This window comes from Hymenobacter fodinae, from assembly GCF_004745825.1.
GTDB classification, from domain to species: Bacteria; Bacteroidota; Bacteroidia; order Cytophagales; family Hymenobacteraceae; genus Hymenobacter; species Hymenobacter fodinae.
In genome coordinates, this window is the sequence record NZ_SRLA01000001.1 from 687,177 (window position 1) to 705,449 (window position 18,273).

General features: G+C 60.5%; 16 protein-coding genes. 9 read left to right on the top strand and 7 right to left on the bottom strand.

Annotated features, from left to right (window positions below):
- Positions 1–39: 39 nt before the first annotated feature.
- The 5 genes from EU556_RS02910 to msrA all read right to left on the bottom strand — a co-directional run bounded on the left by EU556_RS02910 (position 40) and on the right by msrA (position 7,230).
- Positions 40–834, bottom strand: coding sequence for an amidohydrolase (locus EU556_RS02910; RefSeq protein WP_135430858.1), 795 nt, complete (start codon positions 832–834; stop codon positions 40–42).
- Positions 835–1,068: 234 nt separating this feature from the next.
- Positions 1,069–2,241, bottom strand: a complete 1,173-nt coding sequence (locus EU556_RS02915; protein ID WP_135430860.1) for a methionine aminotransferase — start codon at positions 2,239–2,241, stop codon at positions 1,069–1,071.
- Positions 2,242–2,395: 154 nt separating this feature from the next.
- Entirely contained in the window at positions 2,396–3,187 is a 792-nt protein-coding gene (locus EU556_RS02920) for a PAS domain-containing protein (RefSeq protein WP_167855423.1), read from the bottom strand.
- A 55-nt stretch (positions 3,188–3,242) separates the two neighbouring features.
- On the bottom strand, positions 3,243–6,332 hold the full coding sequence (locus EU556_RS02925) for a PAS domain-containing protein (protein WP_135430864.1): 3,090 nt from the start codon (positions 6,330–6,332) through the stop codon (positions 3,243–3,245).
- 229 nt (positions 6,333–6,561) lie between these two features.
- A complete protein-coding gene (msrA, locus tag EU556_RS02930; protein WP_135430866.1) occupies positions 6,562–7,230 on the bottom strand; it encodes a peptide-methionine (S)-S-oxide reductase MsrA in 669 nt (222 codons plus the stop codon).
- A gap of 177 nt (positions 7,231–7,407) precedes the next feature.
- Between msrA and EU556_RS02935 the strand changes: the two genes are divergently transcribed.
- Positions 7,408–7,803, top strand: coding sequence for a hypothetical protein (locus EU556_RS02935; RefSeq protein WP_135430868.1), 396 nt, complete (start codon positions 7,408–7,410; stop codon positions 7,801–7,803).
- 91 nt (positions 7,804–7,894) lie between these two features.
- On the top strand, positions 7,895–10,795 hold the full coding sequence (locus EU556_RS02940) for a TolB family protein (RefSeq protein ID WP_245327380.1): 2,901 nt from the start codon (positions 7,895–7,897) through the stop codon (positions 10,793–10,795).
- 81 nt (positions 10,796–10,876) lie between these two features.
- Here EU556_RS02940 and EU556_RS02945 read toward each other — a convergent pair whose 3' ends face one another.
- Positions 10,877–11,308 carry an META domain-containing protein gene (locus EU556_RS02945; RefSeq protein WP_167855424.1) on the bottom strand — a complete coding sequence of 144 codons (432 nt, stop codon included), beginning with the start codon at positions 11,306–11,308 and terminating at the stop codon, positions 10,877–10,879.
- A gap of 191 nt (positions 11,309–11,499) precedes the next feature.
- Between EU556_RS02945 and EU556_RS02950 the strand changes: the two genes are divergently transcribed.
- From EU556_RS02950 to EU556_RS02975, 6 genes are all read left to right on the top strand, one after another.
- Positions 11,500–14,043: a TonB-dependent receptor plug domain-containing protein gene (locus EU556_RS02950; protein WP_135430872.1), complete on the top strand. Its 2,544-nt coding sequence runs from the start codon at positions 11,500–11,502 to the stop codon at positions 14,041–14,043.
- Between the two features lie 61 nt (positions 14,044–14,104).
- Entirely contained in the window at positions 14,105–14,356 is a 252-nt protein-coding gene (locus EU556_RS02955; RefSeq protein ID WP_135430874.1) for a hypothetical protein, read from the top strand.
- Positions 14,287–14,892 (top strand): alpha/beta fold hydrolase, encoded by a 606-nt coding sequence (locus EU556_RS02960; protein ID WP_167855425.1) that lies wholly within the window; start codon positions 14,287–14,289, stop codon positions 14,890–14,892. The genes EU556_RS02955 and EU556_RS02960 overlap by 70 nt, the downstream gene beginning before the upstream one ends.
- 153 nt (positions 14,893–15,045) lie before the next feature.
- Positions 15,046–15,534, top strand: coding sequence for a Clp protease N-terminal domain-containing protein (locus EU556_RS02965; RefSeq protein ID WP_135430878.1), 489 nt, complete (start codon positions 15,046–15,048; stop codon positions 15,532–15,534).
- Between the two features lie 207 nt (positions 15,535–15,741).
- A complete protein-coding gene (locus EU556_RS02970) occupies positions 15,742–16,164 on the top strand; it encodes a hypothetical protein (protein WP_135430880.1) in 423 nt (140 codons plus the stop codon).
- A gap of 170 nt (positions 16,165–16,334) precedes the next feature.
- Entirely contained in the window at positions 16,335–16,793 is a 459-nt protein-coding gene (locus tag EU556_RS02975) for a DUF2141 domain-containing protein (protein WP_167855426.1), read from the top strand.
- Between the two features lie 22 nt (positions 16,794–16,815).
- On the opposite strand, the gene EU556_RS02980 is transcribed toward EU556_RS02975, so the two are convergent.
- Entirely contained in the window at positions 16,816–17,298 is a 483-nt protein-coding gene (locus tag EU556_RS02980; protein WP_167855427.1) for a YdeI/OmpD-associated family protein, read from the bottom strand.
- A gap of 226 nt (positions 17,299–17,524) precedes the next feature.
- Between EU556_RS02980 and EU556_RS02985 the strand changes: the two genes are divergently transcribed.
- Positions 17,525–18,223 (top strand): DsbA family oxidoreductase, encoded by a 699-nt coding sequence (locus EU556_RS02985; protein WP_135430886.1) that lies wholly within the window; start codon positions 17,525–17,527, stop codon positions 18,221–18,223.
- Positions 18,224–18,273: the final 50 nt, after the last annotated feature.

An 18,273-nucleotide genomic window follows, 5' to 3' on the forward strand; every position in this document is an offset into this window, starting at 1 on the left:
TTAGTCTAATTGAAGGCCATGCAGCAGGCAAACGGCAGCTTACCGTACCAAGGCTTCACGCAATTCAAAAGAGTCGCCATCGGCCAGGGCGGGGAACCGTTTCCGGAAATCCTCGAGGTCGGCGCGGCGCAGGGTGCGGGTGATGCTGGTTTCCTGATTGCCTACTTCCACCAGGTATTCGCCGCGCATGTCCAGCAGGGCCGAGTCGCCGGCGTAGGAGAGGCTATTGCCATCAATACCAACACAGTTGACGCCCATGGTGTAAGCCAGGTTCTCGATGGCGCGCGCCCGCAGCAGCGTTATCCAGGCAGTGCGGCGGGTGGCGGGCCAGTTGGCTACGTACAGGAGCAGGTCGTAGGGGTTCTCGGGATGGTTGCGGCTCCATACCGGGAAGCGCAGATCGTAGCACACTAGCGGGCAGATGCGCCAGCCGCGCCACTCCTCCATCAGGCGCTCGGTACCGGCCGTGAATACCTCGTGCTCCTTGGCCATGGTAAACAGATGGCGCTTGTTGTAGTAGCTGAACGTGCCATCGGGCCGTACCCACAGCATTCGGTTATAGTAGCGGCCATCCTCCGAAATAATGAGGCTGCCCGTAAGTACGGCATTGCGCTGCGCGGCTACCTCCTGCATCCACTGCAGCGTGGGGCCCTGCATGGGTTCGGCCAGGGTTTCAGCACTCATGCTAAAACCCGTCGTGAACATTTCCGGCAGCACAATCAGATCGGTGCTGATAGAAATTTTATCGATGTGCCGCCCCAGGTCCTGGCGGTTGGTGTGCGGGTCGTGCCATTGCAAGGACGCCTGCACGAAGGATACGGTAAGGTCAGACACAGCAGGGAATATTGCAGGTAACAGGGAGGCCTAGCGAAACGCCAAGCAAAAGGTACAGCAGAACCGCCAAAAAAGCACGATTTGCCGATGAGGGAAATAACACCGGGCGTGAGACGACAAACCCCACGCCCGCGTAGGCTACTTCCTGCCTGGCTCAAGCAATTTTGCTTCCAAAGCCAAGCAGCACGGCCGTTTCAGCTGCATCTCAAGCACCAGGGGTGGCCTAGGTGTCCCCTAGTTTCCGGGGTAGTGTTGTTGGAGCCGCTGGGCGGCCGCCCGCAGGGTGCTGTCTTGCTTGGCAAAGCAAAAGCGCACCAAACCGTGGTCCTGCCCATTGTGGTAGAAGGCGGAAATGGGCACTACTGCTACCCCCGTCTCCTGGGTTAGGCGCCGGGCAAACGTCACGTCGTTGGTGTCTGGGACCAGCGCCCGGAAGTCAGCCACCTGAAAATACGCGCCTTCTACGGGTAGTAACTGCAGGCCTGTGGGGGCCAGCAATTCCCGGAACAGGTCACGCTTCTGCTGATAAAAGGCCGGTAGCGTTTCATACAGTGCCGTATCGGGTAGCACGTCGGCCAGGGCGTGCTGGGTGGGCGTGCTCACGCTGAAGGTCACAAACTGGTGTACGCGCCGCAGCTCGGTGGTAAGAGCGGGCGGGGCCACGCAGTAGCCCACCTTCCAGCCCGTAGCATGGTAGGTTTTACCAAAAGAAGACAGCACGAAGGCTCGTTCGCGCAGCTCTGCATGTTGCAATACACTGTGGTGGGGCTGCCCGTCAAACACCATATGCTCATACACCTCGTCGCTGAGCACGAGGGTGTTGGTATCGCGCAGTAGCTCGGCCAGCGTAGCCAGGTCGGAGGGAGTTAGTGTGGCGCCGGTGGGGTTGTTGGGTGTGTTAAGCATAACCAGGCGCGTGCGGGGCGAGAGGGCTTCCCGCACCCGGTCCCAGTCGGGCCGAAAGTGGGGGAGGGTGAGGGGTACGTACACCGGCACCCCGCCCTGCAGCCGAATGGCCGGCCCGTAGAGGTCGTAGGCCGGTTCTAGTACCAGTACCTCGTCGCCGGGGTGCACTACGGCCGCCAACACCGCATACAGCGCCTCCGTGGCCCCACTGGTTACTGTAATTTCCGTGGCAGGGTCGGGAGCGGGAACGCCGTACACGTGGGCGGTTTTCTGGCTGATGGCTTCGCGCAGTCGCGGCAGGCCGGGCATGGGAGCATACTGCTGATGGCCGGGCGTACCCACGTGGTGGGCCAGGGCCGCCAGCAGCACCTGCGGTGGGTCGTAATCGGGGAAGCCTTGCGCCAGGTTAATGGCCCCGTGTTCCTGGGCCAGCTGGGTCATCACCGAAAAAATACTGGTGCCTACATCGGGCAGCTTGGAGCGAAGCAAAGGCGAAGCCATGCGATATAACTAGCAGGAGAAGATACCCGCCAAAGTACGCACGCCGCGCCACGTGGCCTAGCCGCATCTCAGGGAAAGCAACCAGCAAGTGGCCGGTTGCCACTGCCGCTGGCTCGGGGCCGAATAAACTAAGGAAGCAATGTGCCAGCTAGGCCTATATCTCGTGGCTGATGTCGCGCATGGCGCCCACCATACGCACGGGTAGGCCAGTGGCGTCATGAATTACGCAGGCGCGGTCGTGCATGGTGAGGTACCGGCCATCGGCGCGGCGCAGGCGGTAGGTTGATTCTAGCAGCTTGGCGGTAGTGGTAAGGTCGGCCTGCACGCCGCTGGTCACGCGGTCTAGGTCATCGGGGTGAATGAGGCTGAGCCAAAAGGAAACCGTTTCGGTGTTGGGGCGGGGTGGGTGGCCTACCAACTGCCAGAACTCCTCGCTGTACCACATACGGCCCGAGTTGATATCCCAGTCCCAAATCAGGTCGTTGGTGGCTCGAGCCATGAGCTCGAAAAGCTCCCGGCCGCGGCGCTCCTGCAGTTCGGTGCGCTTCTGCTCATCAATATCGGTGGAGGTGCCCAACCATCCCAGCAGCTCGCCGGTGGCGGCATACAGCGGCACCACCCGGTCGAGGTACCAGCGGTAACGCCCATCCTGGCCTAGCCAGCGCAGGTGCAGCTCCAGCGACTGGCCATTGGGCAGGTGGCGGAGCTGGGCGTCGGCGGCGTCGGCCCGGTCATCAGGGTGCAGGTACTCAATAAAACCGCCATCGGCTAATACGTCCCGCGGGGCGCCCGTGTAGCTGAACCAGCGGGCATTGCAGTGAATCACGGTGCCATCGGGGGTGGATAACCAAGCCAGATGGGGCAGCGCGTCCAGCATGGGCACGGGGCGCAACTCCCGCATCAGAAGTCGGGCCGCGTCGGTTTCAATGGTATCAGACCAGAGCATGAAGGGCAGAGAGCGGAGTACGGGCAATAGGGCTCAGGAAGATACGAGCTAAAACTTAAGAAACAGCGGTGCCAGGAGTGGCTGCTTCCAGAGGTGGCAAGTACAACCGAAACGTGGTGCCTTCCCCCACTCGGCTCTCCACGGAAATGTGTCCTCCGTGGCTTTGCACAATGCGGTTGACGAGGTACAGCCCCATGCCCGAGCCCGGCACGTGGTCGTGAAAGCGTCGAAACATCTGGAACATTTCGCTGCCATACCGGGCCAGATCAATGCCCATGCCATTGTCTTGCACCAGTAGCACGGGGTGGCCGTGGTCTAGCAGAGTACTGATGTGCACTCGCGGAGAACGGTCAGGGTCAGCGTACTTCAGAGCGTTGCTGAGCAGGTTGTACAGCACACTCTGCAGGTTTGGGCGCACGAACGGCAGAGCGGGCACCGCCGAGAAGTCCATCGTAACCTGGGCCGTAGCTAGCTCCAGGGGTTCGGCAATGCTAAGCAGCACCTCCTGAACCAGGGGCGCTAGCTCAACCAGTTCCAGCGCTACCTCGTGGCGCAGCTTTTGCACCTGCACTAGCTCCGAGAGGTCGTGGATGGTGCCGTAAATTTGGTGTAAGGCTTTCTCGAACATCGACACCAGCTGGGCGGCGTCGGGGTCGTGGAAGGTTGCCGTCCGGACCAGCTCCTGAAAGATGCCGGCCATGTTGTTGATGGGCTGCTTCAGGTCGTGGGAGGCCGTGTACACGAAGTAGTCCAAGTCTTGGTTGGTACGCGTGAGCTCAGCATTGCGCTCCTCCAGGCGCTCCTGCACCCGTTTGTAGTCGTCGATATCGGTGGTGGTGCCAAACCAGCGCACAATGGTGTTATCGGCGTTGCGTAGCGCGTAGGCCCGATGCAGGTACCAGCGGTAGCGCCCAGTGCGCACATCCAGCAAGCGGCTTTCCATATTCAGGTTTTCGCCGGTTTGGATGCTGTGCTTGTACTGCGCCAACGAATCAGCAACCTCATCCTGATGAATGAGTGTAGCCCACCCCTCCTGCAGCGTTTGCTCTACGGGCACGCCAGTGCAGTCGGGCCAGCGGGAGTTGATGTAATCGATGTTGCCATCGGGGCGAGCCGTCCAGACGATGGCCGGAATGGCTTCGGCCAGGAACCGGAACTGCTCTTCGCTGCGCCGGAGCTCTTCTGCCAGCAAGCGCTGTTCGTGAATGTCGGTGCTGGAGCTGTACCACCGGTACGGCTCCCCATCGTTGTTGAGGGCGGGCACCAGCCGGTTGAGGTGCCACCGGTACTGCCCCTGCTCATTGCGCAACCTGATTTCCTGAGAATAACCCTGGCGGGTAAGCTGGGCCTGGGCAAACCGAGCCGCGTCGGAAGCCACGTCGGTGGGGTGCAGTGCACGTTGCCAAGCCTGGGGCAGGTCATCTATGGTCTGGCCAGTGTAGGCGAACCACTGCGGGCTGGCGTACTCCACGTGTCCATCGGGCCCGATGATGCTCGTCATCTGGGGCAACGACTCCAGCATCTGGCGCAGCAACTCATCTTGGCGGTGCAGCTCGGCGTCGAGGACTTCCATACGGCGGCGCGCCCGTACCCGGTCCGTTACGTCGACGGCAAATACCAGAATGCCCTGCATGGTGTGGTGCTCATTGCGCAGGGGGCGGCACACAAAATCGAAGTACACTTCCTGAGCGGGAGCGTCGGGCGTAGCGGGCTGTAACACTAGTTGCTCGTGGCCGCTGGCTGGCTCCCCGGAGGCGTATACTTCATCCAGAATAGCCAACAAGCCCTGTTCCTGCAGCCATGGAGCTGCCGAGTGGGCCGTTTGCCCGAGTTGCACATGCCCCCCCAGAAACCGGTTGAAGTTACCGTTGATAAAGCCTACCACGTGGTGGGGGCCCAGCAACGTAGCTAGCAAGGCCGGCACTTCTCCCACAATGTACTGCAGCTGCTGGTCTTTCTCAGCCAGCACTAATTGGGTGCGCTTCTGCTCGTCGATGTTGGTGCAGGTGCCAAACCACTGCTCAATTGCTCCGGCGGCGTTGCGCACGGGCAGAGCCTGAGCTAAAAACCACCTGTACTGCCCACTGCGGCTCCGTAAGCGGTACTCACACTCGTAGAGGTGGCCCGACTGCAGCGCCTGCTGCCACCGGGCCAGGGTGCGGGCGCGGTCATCGGGGTGCAGCAGGTAGTGCCACAGGTCATCGCCTGACATCTCCGTGGCCGCAGCATCCATATACTCTTGCCAGCGTTGGTTGGAGTATAGGATGTGCCCCTGCGCATCGGTGGTCCAGACCAGTTGCGGAACGAAATCGGCTAATAGCTGAAACTGCTCTAGGCTTTGGTGCAGGGCCCGCTCCGTGTTGCGAGCCTGCGTGACGTCCTGCATGGCCCCCAGCATGCGCACGGGCTGGCCTTTGTCGTCGCGCACAATGTAAAAGCGGTCTACCACCTCAGCCCACGAGCCGTCGGCGCGGCGCAGGCGATACTCGGCGTTGCCGGATGTGGCCGATTCGGCCATCAGCCCGCTTGTGTATTGCTCCAGGCTAGGCCAGTCGTCGGGGTGTACGCAGGCCTGCCAGAAAGCGTAGTTGTTGGTTTCGGAGTTTACGGGGTAGCCAAACTGCGTGCTAAACAGCTCGTTCCGCCACAAGTGGCCGGTGCGCAGGTCATGGTCCCAGATTATGTCGTGGGTGGCGCGGGCCAGCAGCGTGAAGCTCTCGTAGTTGAATTTGCCCTGCTGCTGCAGGCGTACTTGGTCAGTCACATCGAGGCAGCGGCAAAGCAGGTAGCGTAAGTCACCGGCAGCAGTAAACACGGGCTGCAGCGTCATCTGCCAGTAGCGCGGAAACGCCTTGCCATTGGGAGCGGTGTGGATGAACTGCTGTGCCTCTAGCGTTTGCGAGATTTTCTGGTGCACGGCCTTGTCCAGGGCCTCTTGCCAGGGTTGGCTTTCGGTGGGGCCCACCACGGGCCCTTTGGCAAAGACCTCGTGAATAGGATGACCAGCTACTGCTTGCCGCTCGCAGCCTAGCAAGCGGCACATGGCGTCATTCAACGCCAGCAAAGTAAGATCGGGCTGCAATACCAAGTGGGGGGAGGGCAGAACGTCGAACAGTAGTTCGAAGTCAACCAGGTCGGCAACCATAAGAACAGGGAATTGGGAGGGCGCGGCCTACTTTCGGCCGCGTGGCATCAATGGCCATCGTCAAAGATACGCAGCCCGCAGAGTTTCCGGCCGGTTGCGCAGGGGTATTCTTTCGAAGCTCAACTGTAGGCCAGGGCTGCCACCACGCTAAGGAAGTCGCCGGCGTGCCCTACAGAAGAAAGCCCCGCTTCTGGCGGAAGCGGGGCTGTAAACACAGGGGGTGAGTGGCCTAGAGCGGATTCTTGAGCAGCTCCGGAAACTTGTGCCGGAACTTCTCCACTTTTGGCGTTGACACGCTGCGCACGTAGGGCTCATTGGGGTGCAGGCGCAAGTAGCCCTGGTGGTAGCCCTCGGCGGGCCAGAACTTAGTGTAGGCCACTACCTGCGTTACGATAGGGTCGGAGTACTGGTGTGAGGCATTAACGCGCTTGATGGCGGCGTCAATAATTTGCTTTTCCTGGGGCGTGCGGTAGAAAGCAATGGAGCGGTATTGGGTGCCGGCGTCGGGGCCCTGGCGGTTCAGGGTTGTGGGGTCGTGGCCGGCGCGCAGAAACACATCCACCAGGGTGGCAAAGCTGATCTGCTTGGGGTCGTAGTAAATCTGGATTGACTCGGCGTGGCTGGTCCGGCCGCTGCCCACCTGCTCGTAGGTGGGGTTGGCCTCTTTACCGCCGCTGTAGCCCGATACAACTTCTTTCACTCCCTTCAGCTCCTCAAAAATTTCTTCGGTGCACCAGAAGCAGCCGCCCGCAAAGGTGGCCTCTGCCAGACCCTGCATATTGGTAGGAGCCTTGCCCGCCGTGGAGCGGCTGAGCGACTGAGCATCGGCGGGACGGTCTTGGGTGCAGGCCACTAGGGTAAGCAGCAGGCCTAGCAAATAGGTTTTCAAATGTGGCATGATAACGTAGAATGACGTGTGGCCCATATACGGGTAGCTGAGCCATATCGGACGTGGGCCCGGCGGGTTGTGACTGTAATGATGCCCAGCTAAAAATAATTCCGACACGCAAAGCACAACCTTATGGCAAGCCCGTCCGTAAGGGGGCTTGGCGGCAGTGTGTCCGTCATCTGGTTTATGTCATACCGCATTCTGCACGAAGAGTCCTACATCACTATTGCCTACGATTACGTTCATGAATGGCTGTACGTAGACTGGATTGGAGACCAAGACCTGACTTCCGTGCAGACGGGTTGCCTCATGATGCTGCAGTTTCTGAAAGCAGAGCGCTGCCACAAAGTGCTTAATGACAACCGCCGCGTAACCAGCATGTGGGCCGATGCCGCCGAGTGGGGCGGCTACGAGTGGTTTCCGGCTATGGCCGATGGGGGCCTGGAGTACTTTGCCTGGGTGTACTCGCCCAACGTGTACAGCCGCCTCTCCACCGACCTCACCTTGCAGCACACCACCCGCCCCGTTATCCTGACCTTCGACAGCATCGACACGGCGACGTCGTGGCTGAAACAGGTGTAATACGGTCCGGCACAGTGGCCTAGCGGCTGCTTGTGCTCCTGCAGCTTGCTGAACGCTATATTTACCAATCCACTGGTATAACTAGCATTACGTGTCCCAACTTCTGCGTCGTGGCGTCTGGACTGCCGCGCTAGGCCTAGCGCCTTTCTGGCCGGTTCTGGCCCAAACTCTGCTGCCCGTTGAACAGCAAACACCCGCTTCCTTGCCGTGGTATGAGGTGCGCACGCCCCACTTCCGGGTACTGTACCCCGAGGGGTTTGGGGCTACGGCCCAGCGCACCGCCCGGCGGCTAGAGCAGGTATACCAGCCCGTAAGTGCCTCTTTGCAGCGCCCGCCCCGCCCCATCTCGGTGGTCTTGCAGAGCCAGAATACCATTGGCAATGGCTTCGTGACCCTGTTGCCCCGCCACTCCGAGTTTTACGGCAGCTTCCCCCAAGACCCCTTCCTGACCGGCACCCTCGACTGGCTGGATGAGCTGAGCGTGCACGAATACCGCCACGTGGTGCAGTACGAAAAAGCCCGCGAAAACCTGGGCCGACTGGCCTACGCGGTGGGGGGCTACGGGGGAGTAGGCCTGTTGACGCTGGGCGTGCCCGACTGGTTTTTTGAGGGCGACGCCGTAGGTACCGAAACTGCCCTCACCCGGAGTGGCCGGGGGCGTATTCCTTCCTTTGATATGGGGCTGCGCGCCAACCTGCTGGCTGGCCGTAAGTTCTCGTACAGCAAGGCTGTGGCCGGCTCCTTCCGCGACAACGTACCCGACCACTACGTGCTGGGCTATTTTCTGACGACGCGCCTGAAGCGCACCGCCGGCCCCACCGTGTGGAGCGACGTGCTCAACCGCTATTACCGGTTTCCGGTCTACCCGTTTTCCTTTTCCGATAAGACGCGCCGCCAGACTGGCCTACGGGTAGACGACCTCTACCGCCGCACCATGCAGGAGTTGGACAGTACCTGGCGGCAGGAGCAGGCTCAGCTGGAACTTACCCCCGCCACCGATTTTCGGCAGCAGGCTTCTCAGCGGGTATTCACTGAGTATCAGTACCCTCAGTACCTCTCCGATAGCAGCGTGCTGGCCGTGAAGAGTGGCCTAGGCCACATCCCGCAGTTGGTGCGCCTGAGCCGGCGCGGGCCTGAACAGCGAGTGCGCCAACTAGGCCTCTGGAACAACCCCGAGATGCTGTCGGCCGGAGGTGGGAAAGTGGCCTGGGTGGAGTTTCGGTACGACCCGCGCTGGCAACAGCGGGTGTACTCAGAGCTGCGCATACTGGACCTCGCCACTGGCACCCTCACGCGCCCCGGCCGCCGCACCCGCTACGCCGCCGCCGTGCTTTCGCCCAATGGGCAGCAACTGCTTACCGTCAGCACCGACTCGGCCTACCAACAGCGCGTGCACGTAGTCGATGCCCAGACTGGCGCCGTTGTCCGCACGTTTCCCAACCCCGAGAACTACCACTACCTGCAGCCCCGTTGGTCGGCTGATGGCCGTACCATTGCGGCCGTACGTCTCGAGCCCGCCGGAAAAGCCTTGGTGCTACTAGATGCTCAGACTGGCCTAGCCCGTACCGTTCTGCCCGCTGCCAACGACAACCTCTCGCACCCCCAGCCCTGGGGCAACTACGTGCTGTTCAACTCCCCCCGCTCGGGCGTTGACAATGTGTACGCCGTGCAAACGAGCACCGGCGAGGTGCGCCAGGTGACGTCTAGGCCAGTTGGAGCATACCACGCGGCCGTGTCGCCGGATGGGCAGCGGCTGGCGTTCCATGAGTTTCGGGCCCAGGGCAGCCGGGTGGTAGAAATGCCCCTGAACCCAGCCCAGTGGCGGCCCGTGCCGGCCGTGGCCGGTACTCCCGACCGCTACGCCGCTGAGCTAGCGCGCCAAGAGCCCGGCAAGGCACAGGTTGGCTCCATTCTGCCCGGCCCCGATTCGGCGTTTGCGGCCCTGCCCGTTTCGCGCTACCGCCGCCTGCCTCACGCCTTGAATGCCTACAGTTGGGGGCTGGTGCAAAGCGCTTCGGGCAGTGATTTGGTGCTGGGCGTGCGCTCCCAAGATGTGCTGAGTACCACTCAAGCCGTGGCGGGCGTGAGCTTCGATGGAGTAGAGCGTACGGGTAGCGCCACCGTAGATGTCAGCTATCAAGGGTTGTGGCCCGTGCTAGACCTGGGCCTGACGGCTGGGCAGCGTCGCACTGCGGTACTCACCAGTAATGGCGACCTTCTGGAAGACCAGTGGCAATACACTAGCTTCCTAACAGGGGCACGGCTTCCCCTCGTCCTGACTCATTCGCGCATGCAGCAGTCGCTGACAGTGGCGAGTTATTATCAAATGGAGCGTGTGCGGGGCTACGACTTGCCGGTACCTATTTCTGAGTTGAGCTTCGGGCGCAGTCTGCACGTGCTTACGGGCAGCGTGGCCTATGCCCGCACTCTGCGACAAAGCAAGCGCGACGTGGGGCCACGCTGGGGCCAGACGGCCAGCGTGGCTTGGCGCGGCACACCCTTCGGCACTGGCCTAGACGCCGAGCAGCGCAGCGCGCAGGCCGGGGTGTATCTGCCGGGCGTGGGGCGGCACCACAGCATCCGGCTGCGGGGCGGCTACCAGTGGCAGCAGCAGAACCAGTACCGGTTTGGGGCCACGGTGTTCTATCCGCGCGGGCTGCGCTACGTGAGTCTCGACCGCCTACACGTGCTCAGCGCCGAATACCGCCTGCCGCTGGCCGATGTGCACTGGGAGCTGGGCCGTTGGCTGTACATTCAGCGCCTGAAAGGGGTAGCGTTTTATGACCGCGCCGCCGGCAGCAGCCGCGTAACTCTCTCCACCGGGGAAGCCGCGTTGCTGCGCCGCACCTATTACTCCACTGGTTTCGACCTATCCTTTGTATTTAACCCTTTGCGCCTGCGCACCCCCCTTGAGGCCGGAGTACGCACCTTCTATAACTCCCAAACCCGCGCCTGGGAACTGCAGGGGCTAGTGTTGAACGTAGGGTTCTAAGGCAGTTTTATGCCCTTCATGAATACAAAAGGCCGCCCTTCTCTCCAGAGGGCGGCCTTTGTGTATCCGGGAAAAGGAGGATTAATCTTCGGCCCGGAAAACAAGGATGGGTTGCTCTGATTCGGCTCCGTAGAGACGTAGGGTGCGGTTGCTAATGGAGTAGCGGACCGTTTTGTGCAAGGCGGCATTGTAGGCCTGTTCCGTCTCAATTTCATTGCAAAGCGCGAAAGTGGAGCCGCCCGTGGGAAAGCGGAGGGTAGGAGTGCCGGCCGCCAACTCATACGTGCCCATCAGTTGGTTGCAGTAGGAGTGGGCATTATACGTGTTGCCGGCTGCCAGCATTATCAGGTCGGCGGAAGCGTTTTTGGGCGTCGCCTGGCCATTCACTTCGGTTAAGATCCAGCGCTGATCAAGCAGGTAAACGGGGGCGGGAACCGGCTCATCATCCTTGCTGCAGCTGCTAAATACCAGCGACAGAGAGAGTACTAGACCTGAGAGTACTGAACGAAACATAGCGCGGAAGAAAGAACGGTGGGAAGGCAGTAAGACCTGGCCTAAGCCAGGGGAGTACGCAAGAGAGCATCTAAAGCAGCAGATGGTTGCATGCATTAGATGCAAGTACCACACTACGCGTCAGAAACTCGCGGTAGTACCGCATTAATTATCAACTTTAGGCACTATTCCTTTATACTACTTCAAACTATATGAGCATATCCCGTGCGCAACGGACTCGGAAAGCCGTGGCATCTCTGGTATTGTTAGGAGTTGGCAGCCTTGCCTTTCAAGTGGCCGACACCGCTCCGGCCACCCAACTGCTGGCGCGCCTACAAGCATTTTACGCAGAAGCCCAGCCCGAAATTAGCTATGTGCACCTCAACCAGGTGGCCTACGCCGCCGGCGAAACGCTCTGGTTCAAGGCCTACGTGCTGAATAGCCAGTCGCACCAGCTCGACTCCCTGAGCAAAGTGTTGTACGTGGACATGGTGACACCCGGCCGGCAAGTGGTTTTTCGGCGCACCCTCTCCCTGCGGGGTGGGCTAGCCGAGGGCGACATTGTGCTGCCCGATACCTTGGCCCAAGGCGTGTACACCCTGCGCGCCTACACCAGCTGGATGCGTAACCAAGGCGAGGAGCTATTTTTTACACGCCGGGTGCCGGTGTGGCAGGCATCGGCTGAGGCTAGCGAGATAGGCTCCGTAAACGCCCGGGCAGCGGTGGTGGCGGGCAACGCCCGTAAATACGCCCGCCAGCTCGAAGCTAACCACAAGGCCGATGTGCAATTCTTTCCCGAAGGAGGCGAATACGTAGCTGACTTACAGACGGTAGTGGGCGTGAAGGCAACCGATGCTACCGGCCAGGGCCTAGCTGTGAGTGGTCGGATTCTGGATGAGCAAAACCAGGAGGTGACGTCCTTCACTACTCCCGCTCTGGGCATGAGCTCGTTTGGGTTTACTCCCACCGCAGGGCACCGCTACCACGCCCGCGTGGCCCTGCCCGATGGCACCACCACCGACTATCCGCTGCCGGTAGTGCAAGCGGCCGGCTGGCTATTAAACGTGCGCGAATTAGGTAATGACTACCAAGTATACATCCGGCACCAAGGCGCCGCCGGAGCCGCTCCGGCCCCAGAAACGCTCCGGTTGGTAGCGCACGTGAGGGGGCTGCCCGTATTTGTGGGGGAGGGCAAAATTTCGGGTTCGGAAACGTACCAAGCCTCCATCCCGAAGGCCAAGCTGCCGGCGGGGCTGCTGCACCTAACCGTGTTTGATGGGCAGCAGGTGGCCCGCGCCGAGCGCCTGGTATTTGTGCCCGAAGAGCAAGGCCTTCGTGTGACGCTCACGCCCAACAAGCCCACCTACCAGCCGCGGGAGGCCGTGACCATGCAGGTGGATGTGCGCACGCCCACCGGCGAGCCAGCCCCAGCGGAACTATCATTAGCAGTGGCCAATACGGCTGGTCTGCCCGCTGTTGGTACCACCGATGCCACCATGACGTCGCACCTGCTGCTGTCGTCGGAGCTGCGCGGCTACGTGGAAAACCCGGGCTATTACTTCCGCAATCAGACGGCCGCCACCCGCCGGGCCCTCAACGACCTGCTGCTAACCCAGGGGTGGAGCCGGTTTGTGTGGAAGGAGCTGCTGACCGATAAGCCTACCACGGCCGAGTACGTGTTTCCGGCAGAGCAGGCGCTCAGCCTGGGTGGTCAGCTAATTCGCCCAAACCAGAAGCCCGTGCCCAATGGCTCCCTGACGCTGCTGCAGAAGGATGCCAAAAATATAATCGTCAGCAACGCCAATCCTGAGGGGTACTTCCTGTTTCTGGGCTTCCCGGGGCAAGATACTACCCGCGTGCTGCTGCAGGCCCGCACGGAGAAGGGCAAAAGCAACGTCCTGATTAAGCTGAACGAGCTGTGGCCTACGCCTACCAAGCTGCTACCGGTGCCTCTGCTACCAGCGGCCACCAACCCGCAGGCCGAGGTACTGGCCTACGGGCAGCGCAGCCGCCGACAACAGGTGCTGGAGCGCCAGTTTCGGCCCGATACCACCAGTGGCATTGTGCTGCGTAACGTCACCATTCGGGGGCAGCGCCAAGCCCCACCCCGCGACCCTCGCTCCCTGCACAGCCAGGCTACCAATACGCTAGACCTAAGCAAAATCCCGAATGCCAACTCCTACGCTAATATCTTCGATCTAATTCAGGGGCGGATACCCGGCGTGACAGTTACGCGCACTGGGTTCTCATATAGTGTTCTCATTCGGGGTATATCCAGCATTATGGGCTCTACCACCCCGTTGTTCCTGCTAGATGGAATGCCCCTGAACGACGCGGATGGTTTGCTCACCATTCCGCCCAACGACGTTGAGCGCATTGAGGTGCTGAAGGGAGCCGATGCAGCTATTTATGGCTCGCGGGGCAGCAATGGAGCTATTGCCGTATTCACGAAGCGCGGCGGCTCGGATGATGTCCGCGGGCCGGCAGCCGGTGTTGTAGTGCGGACGCTCCCGGGTTTTTACCGCGCCCGGCAGTTCTACGCGCCCCAGTACGCCACCACTAGCCCCAAGCCTGACCCGCGTACTACCACACTCTACTGGCTGCCCCGGTTGCGGGTGCCGGCTTCTGGCAGTGCCCAGGTTACGTTCTATGCTTCAGATCAGGGCGGCACGTTCCGGGCGGCTGTGGAAGGTGTCTCATTAGGCGGTCAGCCCGTGGTATCCGAGACCAGCCTACAGGTACAAGACCGTAAATAAGCCGGCTCTTTTCCAACATTTGCGGCCCTGGCTCCCAAGCCGGGACCGATTTGTTTGCCCTATGCATCCTCCTGATTTGCTAACCGAACACACCGATACCCTGCCGTTTCAAGACCACTTCCTGCGAGTGCAGCACCTGCGACATCCGGCTCCGGAAGCTAATGAGAGGCCTACGCTGGTCTTTCTGCACGACTCCCTAGGCAGCATCCAGCTCTGGCGCTGGCCGTGGGGTGCCACGCCTTCGTGTACGACCGACGCGGCTACGGTGAGTCAGCGCCGTTTGGGCCAGTGCCGCGCACCGTGGCCTACCTAGAGCAAGAGGCCCTCACGGTGCCAGCCGTACTGCGGGCAGCCGGCATCGGTCGAGCAGTGCTGGTGGGTCATTCCGATGGCGGCACGCTGGCCTTGCTTACTGCGGCACAAGAGCCTGCATTGGTGGGCGCAGTTGTAACAATAGGTGCCCATGTGTTTGTGGAAGATGTAACGCTGATCGGCATCCGGGCAGCGCAGGCCCAGTATGCCTCTACCGATTTGCCTCAGCGCCTGGCCCGCTACCACGGGGTAAACACCAAGCCCATGTTCCGGGCCTGGACCGACACTTGGCTGCAGCCGGCTTTCCGGCACTGGAATATTGAGCGGTATCTGCCCCATATTCACTGCCCCGTACTGGTACTGCAAGGGGCTGCGGACGAATACGGTACCGCAGCCCAGGTAGAGGCTTTAGCCAGCCAAGTGGCAGGACCTGCACAGACGGTGCTATTGCCTGGCCTAGGCCACACCCCGCACCGGCAGAACCTCGGGCAGGTGCTGGAATATAGTAGCGCATTTTTACAGCAGGTACTGGCCTAGAGAGCTGCCGCTACAGTTTTGGCCGCCGCGTGGTTGGTTTACGGCTGCAGGCGGTAAGCCCCAAGTGCCAGGTTCGCAACTGAAATACCTCCGCATAAGTTGTACAGGTGCTGAGCGACGAAGCCAACGCGCCAGCAGAGCCAGACGCCCGCCATGTTTTCCTTCTTCCGAAAAAAGCCCCCGGCGCTGCCCTTCTCTGCCGCTATGAAGCAGGTTATCAAAACCAGCCGCATCGAGGCATTTCAGCTGGATAACGACTTTATTGCGGTACCGCACTTTCTGCTGGCTATGCTGCGGGAGCAGGACCCTACCGTAATGCCTGCCTTCAATCAACTGTTGGTCAGCCCCGTGCTGTTTGAGTACAGGTTGGCTACCGAGTTAATGGGGCTCCGTCTAACGAGCCAGCGCCTCTCCGAAAGCGCTAGTCTGCCGCTGACCCTGGAAATGGAAACCATGCTTCAGCACGCCCAGCAAACGGCTCAGCTACTGGAAGCGCCTGAGGTGGAAGCCGTGCACCTGCTGCTGTCGATGCTGCGCCAGCCTGGTAGCACGGCCGCCGAAGCCGCCGGCGAGTTTGGTCTCACTCACGACCTATTGGTAGCCCACCTCCGGCTACAAGAACAACAAACCTCGCCAGAATAGCGGTTGCCCTACGGTTGAGCTATAAAAGCGGGCTTTGCTGAGCAGTTTTGCCTGATTGACCGAGTGCCTGGGTGCCTTGGCCGGGTGGGGCACAGTGTTGGCCGCTTGACCACATCTGAGGGGAAAGGGAGACGTATATTCGATCAGAAGCCGGATGGGATTTTACCGGTTTTCAGCGCTATGTATAGTTTGTCTTCCGTATCCTTCATGTCTGAAACTCTGCTGCATTCCGAGTCATACGGCGAGATTACACTCTCACCGGGCATGACGTGTTTAATTGTACGTTGGCACGGCTTTGCTAACAGCCGCAACTTCCGTTTTCTGTTGAATAAAGCGCTGGAGCTTTACCGTACTTACTCAGTTCGGTATACCAGTTTGGCCTGGCTGAACGATACGCGGCACTTTGGCGCCCTGCTAACGGCGGATCAGGAATGGGTGAACACCAACTGGAACCCTCGCGCCTGGGCCGCGGGCATTCAGCAGATAAATTTTCTCGCGCCGGCTACGGTGTTCGGACAGATTGCCATTCAGCAATATGCCCATAACACCGCGCAACGAGCCGATTACCGCTTAGAAGTGCGGCACCATGCCTCCTTGGAAGAGGCCTGCCGCGACCTTAGCGCCCAGTAGTACACCTGCTAAGCAAGCTATGCCTCAGCCCTGCGCTGGGGCTTTTTTTGTGCTCAGACAGAACCAGCACCCGCCAGATGGAGTAGACGAAAGGGGGAAAGATGCACTCCTGCGCAATCTTTTTTGCGAGGGTGCTGTTGGCCCCGAACAGATCATTGTTATCTTCTGCCATGCAAGCACTTAAGCAGACTCTTCTCACGGCCACCTGCGCTTTTGCGGGTCTGGTTTCGACGCCCGCCCTGGCCTCCGGCGACCCCACGGCCACTTCGTCCGTCACGGTAGTAGTGTCGGCCCTAGCGTCTACGTCTTCGGTGGTTAAATTGTACTTCTATAATGTGCGCGAGAAGTTTCTTACGCACGGCGGTTACGCTTTTATGCGGGCTGTAAAGCCTGGGGGCCAAACGCAAATTTCGCTGCCCGTAGAGCTGCCCAACGGAGAGTGGGCCGTAGCCATTACCCAGGATACCAACAACAACGATAAGCTCGATAAGAACTTCATGGGCATTCCTACCGAGCCATTTGCCTTCTCTAACAACGTGCGCCCCCGCCTGGCCCCACCCGATTTCAACGACTGCAAGTTTATGGTGAGCGGCACGGGTAAGGTGGTAACAATTGCCTTGACTAAATAGCCTAGGCCAGTGCGCTAGGCCACTATTCTTTCCGGAAAGGGTGTCCGCCGCGTGCTAAGCGCTCTGTTATTTCCACGGCCCGGCGGGCGCGGGTTTCCGCCTGTCGGGCCGTGGCTATGTGCTGGGCTACCGCCCGCCGCATACTGCCCGAGAGTTTCTCAAACTGCTCACCAGCTTCGGGCCAGGCTTCGAAGGCCTCAGCAAGCTCCGCGGGCAGATCTACGCGGTCGGGCTCCGGGTCGGGGGAGAGGTGTAGCTGCACCTGCTGGCCTACCTGCACGCCCACTGCCCGGCATAGGTCTTTATTTACCATAAGGTAGCGCCCGCCGCCTGGCTGGGCTAATAGGCCTAGCCGAACGGGGAGGCCATTGAGCGTGCCTACCACTCGCTTGGTGGTGCCACCGAGCGCAACCAACACTAGGGGCGGCACTACTACTATTTGGGTGGGCATAAAGCTGGGGCCGCCGTGCTCTAGGTACGCCTCAAAGGAAATGACATCAGACATAGTCCCGAACATACTCGGGTTTGGGTGGCGCCGCAAGTACCCTGGCCTAGCGCAGTCCGCCCTGGGGCTAGCGGGCACTGAAAGGACCTATATACTGTTCTAGAAATGGTGAATGTGGCTGGCGCCTTACTCTAATTAGGGCTTGTAGTCCTGGCTGGGGTATCGGCCTAAAACATTTACTGGGCGCCGCGGCTTATACGCGCCTGAAATCGTAACACCTTGACTTATGAAAATAGAAATCTGGTCTGATATCGTGTGTCCGTTCTGCTATATCGGCAAGCGGCGCCTAGAAAATGCGCTGGCAAATTTCCCGCACGCCGATAAAGTAGAAATTCAGTGGCACAGCTTTGAGCTTGATCCGCAGGCGCAGCCCGAGCCCGGCGTAAGTCTCTACAAGCGCCTCGCCGCCAAGTACGGCAACACCGAAGCCTGGGCCCGCCAAATGAGCGCCAACATGACGCAGTCGGCCGCTGAGCTAGGCCTGGCGTTCGACTTTGACCATGCCGTGCATGCCAACACCTTGCATGCCCACCGCTTGGTGCACCTAGCCGAGCGCCACGGCAAGCAGGATGCCGCTAAAGAGCGTTTCTTCAAGGCGTATTTGGAAGAAGGTGAAGACCTCAACGACTTCGCTACGCTCACGCGCCTGGCCACCGAAATCGGGCTTCCTGCCGCCGAAGTAGAGCAGGTGCTGCACTCCGATGAGTTTACGCAGGACGTGCGCCACGACGAGTACCAGGCCCGTCAGATTGGGGTGCGCGGCGTGCCCTACTTCGTCTTCGACGATAAGTACGCCGTATCGGGGGCGCAGCCCAGCGAGCTGTTCCAGGAAGTGCTGGAGAAAGTGTGGGAAGAGTCGCGCCCGCAGCCGGTACAACTGGCCGGTGCCGACGGCGCCTCCTGCGACATCGACGGCAACTGCTAGGCCACCACTCGTTCTGAAACCACACAGGGCCACCTCACGTGAGGTGGCCC